At 70.1% G+C, this 5,021-nt stretch carries 5 protein-coding genes and 1 pseudogene; 1 reads left to right on the top strand and 5 read right to left on the bottom strand.

The annotated features are described in order from the left end of the window. Positions 1 to 254 (top strand): annotated as a pseudogene (locus DBR34_RS23750) (MFS transporter); the annotation flags it as partial. Between the two features lie 280 nt (positions 255 to 534). Here the strand turns inward: DBR34_RS23750 and DBR34_RS17355 are convergent. From DBR34_RS17355 to mdcG, 5 genes are all read right to left on the bottom strand, one after another. Then, positions 535 to 1,254: a GntR family transcriptional regulator gene (locus tag DBR34_RS17355; protein ID WP_128097711.1), complete on the bottom strand. Its 720-nt coding sequence runs from the start codon at positions 1,252 to 1,254 to the stop codon at positions 535 to 537. A gap of 92 nt (positions 1,255 to 1,346) precedes the next feature. Continuing rightward, on the bottom strand, positions 1,347 to 2,714 hold the full coding sequence (locus DBR34_RS17350) for an SLC13 family permease (protein WP_128097710.1): 1,368 nt from the start codon (positions 2,712 to 2,714) through the stop codon (positions 1,347 to 1,349). An 86-nt stretch (positions 2,715 to 2,800) separates the two neighbouring features. Continuing rightward, positions 2,801 to 3,721 carry a malonate decarboxylase subunit epsilon gene (mdcH, locus tag DBR34_RS17345; RefSeq protein WP_128097709.1) on the bottom strand — a complete coding sequence of 307 codons (921 nt, stop codon included), beginning with the start codon at positions 3,719 to 3,721 and terminating at the stop codon, positions 2,801 to 2,803. Then, entirely contained in the window at positions 3,718 to 4,575 is an 858-nt protein-coding gene (mdcB, locus tag DBR34_RS17340) for a triphosphoribosyl-dephospho-CoA synthase MdcB (RefSeq protein ID WP_128097708.1), read from the bottom strand. The genes mdcH and mdcB overlap by 4 nt, the downstream gene beginning before the upstream one ends. Next, positions 4,572 to 5,021, bottom strand: a 450-nt coding sequence (gene mdcG, locus DBR34_RS17335; protein ID WP_258224069.1) for a malonate decarboxylase holo-[acyl-carrier-protein] synthase, incomplete at its 5' end; no start/stop codon positions are given. The genes mdcG and mdcB, both read right to left, overlap by 4 nt.

Below are 5,021 nucleotides of genomic sequence, written 5' to 3'. Positions count from 1 at the left end.
GCCTGGCCGGTGGCGTGAGCGCGGTGGCCGCGCCGGCCACGGCGGAACAGTTCCCTGGCGAAGGCCGCCTCAGCGGCCTGGCGCTGGGAGTCACCATGGCCACCGCGTTCTTCGGCGGCGCCACGCCGCTGCTGGCCGAGCTGCTGGTGCGCCACACCGGCTGGGCGGCGGCACCCGGCGCCATGATCGCCGTGGTCGCGCTGCTGGTGCTGCCGGTGATGTGGACCCTGCGCGAAACGCGGCCCACGCGGTGATGGCGGTGGGTGGACGCGTTTCGTTGCGGGGCACATGGAACATCGGCGCCTGGAACGCACCGACCGTTGGTCGGTGCATCGCGCAGCACCCGGCACATCGGCGCCTGGAACGCACCGACCGTTGGTCGGTGCATGGCGCAGCACCCGGAATATCGGTGCATGGTAGTGCCGGCCGCTGGCCGGCTCTGCACCATGTTGGATCGTGAGGAGCCGGCCAGCGGCCGGCACTACCCGGGGGGATTCTGCGGGGAGCCGGCCAGCGGCCGGCACTACCGATCTGTCAGCTGCCACCCTCGGTGGGCAGCGGCGCGGGTACGTTCAGCAGGCCGCCCGACGCGACATAGGCGGCCAGTGCCTGCCCCTGGCTGAGCAGGTGCCGTTCCATCGTGCGCTCGGCGCCTTCCGCGTCGCGCTGGCGGAAGCAGGCCATCAGTTCGCGATGTTCGGCCAGCGACTGCGCGGTGCGGCCCGGCGCCAGCAGCTGGCGGCCGCGGTGCATCTTCAGGATGCGGTGCAGGTCGTGGGTGATGCGGATCAGCCACGGGTTGCCGGCGTAGTGCTGCACGGTTTCGTGGATGAGGTAGTTGTTGCGGTAGTACTCGGCGATGTTGCCCTCGGCGGCGGCGGCCTCCATGGCCGCGTGCAGGTCTTCCAGCAGCTGCACGCCGGCGTCGTCGATATGCTTGACGGCCTCGTGCGCGCAGCGGCCTTCCAGCATCGCCATCACCGGAAACAGCTGGTTCAGGTCCTCCAGCGTCAACCGGGTCACCCGGCATCCGCGCCCGGCATCGATCTGCACCAGGCCTTCGGCGGCCAGCAGCTTCAGCGCCTCGCGCAGCGGGGTGCGGCTGATGCCCAGTTCCTCGCACAGCGCCGGTTCGTCGATCCACTCGCCCGGGGGCAGGCGGTAGTCGTAGATGCGCTCGCGCACATGCTCGGCTACCTCTTCGTACAGCGGGGCGCGCTTCTTGGTCGAGCGGGGTGCGGGAGCAATGGCCATGCGGAATTGTAATCCCTCCGTTCGTCGACCGGCCCGGACATCATCCTTCCGGGTGGAACGCCCCCTAGGTCAGGGGGCGCCAACGCGAGCCCTTACATCCAGCCCGGCACCACGAACACCAGCCAGGCCAGCAGCGGGCCGAAGGCAACCACCAGGCCGCTGTAGATCAGGAACTGGCGGAACAGCGATTCGCGTTCTTCCTTGGCCGCCGACGCCACCACCAGCGCACCGTTGGTCGAGAACGGGCTGACATCCACGATGGTCGAGGACACCGCCAGCGCGCAGATCACGCCCGCCGCGCCCAGGTGCCCCTGCATCAGGAACGGCACCGCCAGCGGGATGGTGGCGCCCAGCACCGCAGCCGACGAGGCGAACGCCGAGACGATACCACCCACGTAGCAGACCAGCAGCGCGCCCAGCAGCGGAATGCCGATCTGCGACACGCCATTGCCGATGAAATCGACCGCGCCCGCTTCCTGCAGCACGCCGATGTAGGTCACCACGCCGCAGATCAGCAGCACCGTGGACCAGCTGATGCCGTCCACCGCGCCCTTTTGGCTCTTCGGCGACAGCAGCGCCAACGCCACTGCGACGGTGATCGACACCAGGCCCACGTTGAGGTTGTAGATGAGCGCGGCCACGCCCAGCCCGAGCAGGCCGACCAGGGTGAACACGCGCTCGCGGGTGATGCCCACCGCCTCCAGCGCATCGGGGTCGTTGGACAGCGTGCCACCACCGGCCGACACCAGCGCGCCGTGGCCTTCGATCGCGAACTGGCGCGAGGACGCCTGCGGCCCACCGGCCATCGCCAGCTCGGCCGTGCCCACGCCACCGCCCACCGACACCGCACCGCGACGCAACAGCGCCACGCCGCCGAAGGCGAAGAAGCAGATCATGGCCATCATGAAGTTGAAGCCCAGGCTGGTCAGGAACACCGCCATCTCGGTCACTTCCAGCCCGGCCTTCTGCACCACGCCATTGGTGATGCTGCCGTACACGCTGATCGGCGAGAACCCGCCGGCCTGCGCGCCATGGATGACCAGCAGGCCCATCAGCAGCGGGTTGATCCTGTACTGCTTGGCAAACCGCAGCGCCACCGGGCCGATGATCGCCACGGCGGCCGGTCCCAGCGCACCGAACGCGGTCAGCACGGCGGTCACCACGAACATCACCCACGGAATGGCCACGATGCGCCCACGTACCGCACGCACCGCCCAATGCACCAGCAGGTCGATGGTGCCGTTCTTCTGGGCGATGGAAAACAGGTAGGTGATGCCGACCAGGGTCAGGAACAGATCCCCGGGGAATCCGCCCAGCACTTCTTTGCCTTCCATGCCGACGAACACGCCGCCGATGATGAAGGCCAACGCGAACGCGACCGCACCCATGTTGATCGGCAGGGCGGTGGCGACGATGAACATGATCACCAGACCGATGATCGTTGCGACTTGTGGACTCATGCGCCCTCCCAGACACTTGACTCGCGTACAGCAAGGATGGAAACCCGCCATCCCGGGTTACGGCGTGTTACAGGCAACTCCCACCTTCATTGCTGCCGGCCCAGCGCGGCATGTACCCACGCCGCCGCACCCGCCAGCTGCTGGAACTCTTCCACCGCGCGCACCTCGCAGCACGGATAGGCGCTGGCCACCATGCGCGCCAGTGCGGTGCCCGGGCCCAGTTGAAGGAACACCCGCGCGCCGCGCTCGAATGCCTGGCGCATCAGCTGTGCCCATTCGATGGTCTGTGCCAGTTGCGCGGCCAGGCTGTGTTCCAGCGCGGCACGCGTGCGTACCGGCTGCGCATCGATACCTGCCAGTACCTGCCACTGCGGCGCCTGCAGCGGTGCCTGCGCGAGTACCTGGGCAAAACCGTCGGCGGCGCTGGCCAGCAGCGGCGTATGCGCCGGCACATGCACCGGCAGCACGCGCACCTCGGCACGCTGCTGCACGGCGTCCGCGGCCAGTGCGCGCAGTGCCGCGCTGCGCCCGCCCAGGATGAAATGATCGGGGCCGTTGGCAATCGCGATGTAGGCGCCGTGCGTGTCGCACAGCGCCTGGACCACCGCACGCGGCAGGCCCAGCAGCGCCTGCATGCCCGCGTCGGGCGGACTGGCGGCATCCATCAGCTGCGCGCGCTCGGATGCCAGCGTCAGGCAGGTGGCCGCACTGAAGCTGCCGGCGATGGACTGCGCGGCCAGTTCACCGATGCTGTAGCCGGCCACCAGTGCAGGCGGCGGCAGCTGCTCGCGCAGACCCTGCCAGTGCGCCAGGCTGGCCGCGCACAACAGCGGCTGCGCTACCGCGTTGTCGAAGCGATCGTCTGCCGCCGCCGCGGCGGTCACGTCGCGGCCCAGCAGTGCGGTGGCCGTGTCGAGCACGGCGCGTGCGGCAGGCAGGTTGCGCACCCGGTCGAACATCGCCGGATGCTGCGCGCCTTGGCCGGGGCAGAGCAGGGCGAGGCTCATGCGCGCTCCTGCTGCAGCAGGAACCAGCTGCAGGCCAGCAGATCGGCACTGCCGCCGGGGCTGAGCCGGCGTGCCACGAAGGCATCGCCGAGCTGCTGCAGGCGGCTGCGCCACTGCGGGGCGAAGGCGCCGCCATCGGCGATGAAGCGTGCTGCCTGCGCACGTGCCCACGCCAGCCCCTGCGCGCCGCCGCGATGCAGCAGATTGAGGTCATCGGTGTGCGCCAGCAGGTGCATCAACGTGTGGCACAGCGCAGCCTCACGCGGCAACCCGGCCGCCAGCGCATCGCGCAGGACGGGCACGCCGATGCCGCGCAGCAGCGGATAGCCGGCGATGGCCTGCTCGCGCACCCCGGCGATGCCGTGTTGTGCACGTGCGCGTTGGCCGGGGCTGTCGGGATCCAGCGGGGCCACGGCCAGCGCCGGTGCCCAGCGCTGTACGGCCATGCACACCGCCTCAGCGGTGATCCGGCCGCTGTGCTCGCGCCGGCAGGTGGCCGCCGCGGCCACCAGCAGGCCCAGGCTGAAGATCGCGCCGCGATGGGTATTGATGCCGCCGGTAGCGCGCAGCATCGCGGCTTCGGCAGCGATGCCATGGTCGCGCAACACGGAGAAGGGCGCGTCGTCAGCGCCGGCCTGGGCCACGTTGCGGAAGTAGTGGCGCAGCGCGAACAGGCTGCGCAGGAAGCTGCCGGCGTCCATGTCGGTGTGGCTGCCGCGGTCGAATGGCGTCACCAGCCCCGGCTTGGGCGCGCAGGCCAGTTCGGCGTGCAGGCTGACGATGGCCAGCCGGCCCAGGCGCGCGCAGTCGACCGCTGCAACCGCCGGAACACGCGCCTGCGCCAGCGCGTTCATGCGGCAACACCGGTGGGCAGGAACAAGGTGTCGCGCGGTGCCAGCATGGCGCCGTCGGTGCGTTTGATGAGAACCTCCCGCGCGCTGCCGGCGTACTCGCGCCAGTTCACTGCCGCGCCGCCGGGCAGGCAGAGTTCACCGTCCACGCGCCGGCCTTCGCGTACTTCCCACGCCTGCAGCCGCTGCACCAGGCGGTCGGCGACTTCCGGCGTGTGCACCTGCCACAGCAGATCGATGTCCGACCGGGCGTGCACATACGGCAGCCCGGTAAGCGCCTGCCAGGCAAATGCACCGAACACGCGGGCCGGTGCGATCGCGTCCAGGCCCTGCAGCGCCATGTACCACTCGGCGCTGATCAGGCGGTCGAGGCGGGCGATCAGCGCGTGCAACGCCAGCGGCGGCTGCTGCCGCGCGATGTCCTGCAGCGGCACGCGCAACGCCAGCCG

This window comes from Stenotrophomonas sp. HMWF003 (genome assembly GCF_003061285.1).
Taxonomy (GTDB): domain Bacteria; phylum Pseudomonadota; class Gammaproteobacteria; order Xanthomonadales; family Xanthomonadaceae; genus Stenotrophomonas; species Stenotrophomonas maltophilia_AP.
The sequence above is the reverse complement of the archived record's forward strand: the minus strand, read 5'-3'. Positions and strand labels throughout refer to the sequence as shown.

Excerpts from the sequence above, each read along its gene's own strand:
- DBR34_RS17355 (WP_128097711.1), bottom strand. The coding sequence starts at position 1,254 with ATGGCCATTGCTCCCGCACCCCGCTCGACCAAGAAGCGCGCCCCGCTG.
- DBR34_RS17350 (WP_128097710.1), bottom strand. The coding sequence starts at position 2,714 with ATGAGTCCACAAGTCGCAACGATCATCGGTCTGGTGATCATGTTCATC.
- mdcH (WP_128097709.1), bottom strand. The coding sequence starts at position 3,721 with ATGAGCCTCGCCCTGCTCTGCCCCGGCCAAGGCGCGCAGCATCCGGCG.
- mdcB (WP_128097708.1), bottom strand. The coding sequence starts at position 4,575 with ATGAACGCGCTGGCGCAGGCGCGTGTTCCGGCGGTTGCAGCGGTCGAC.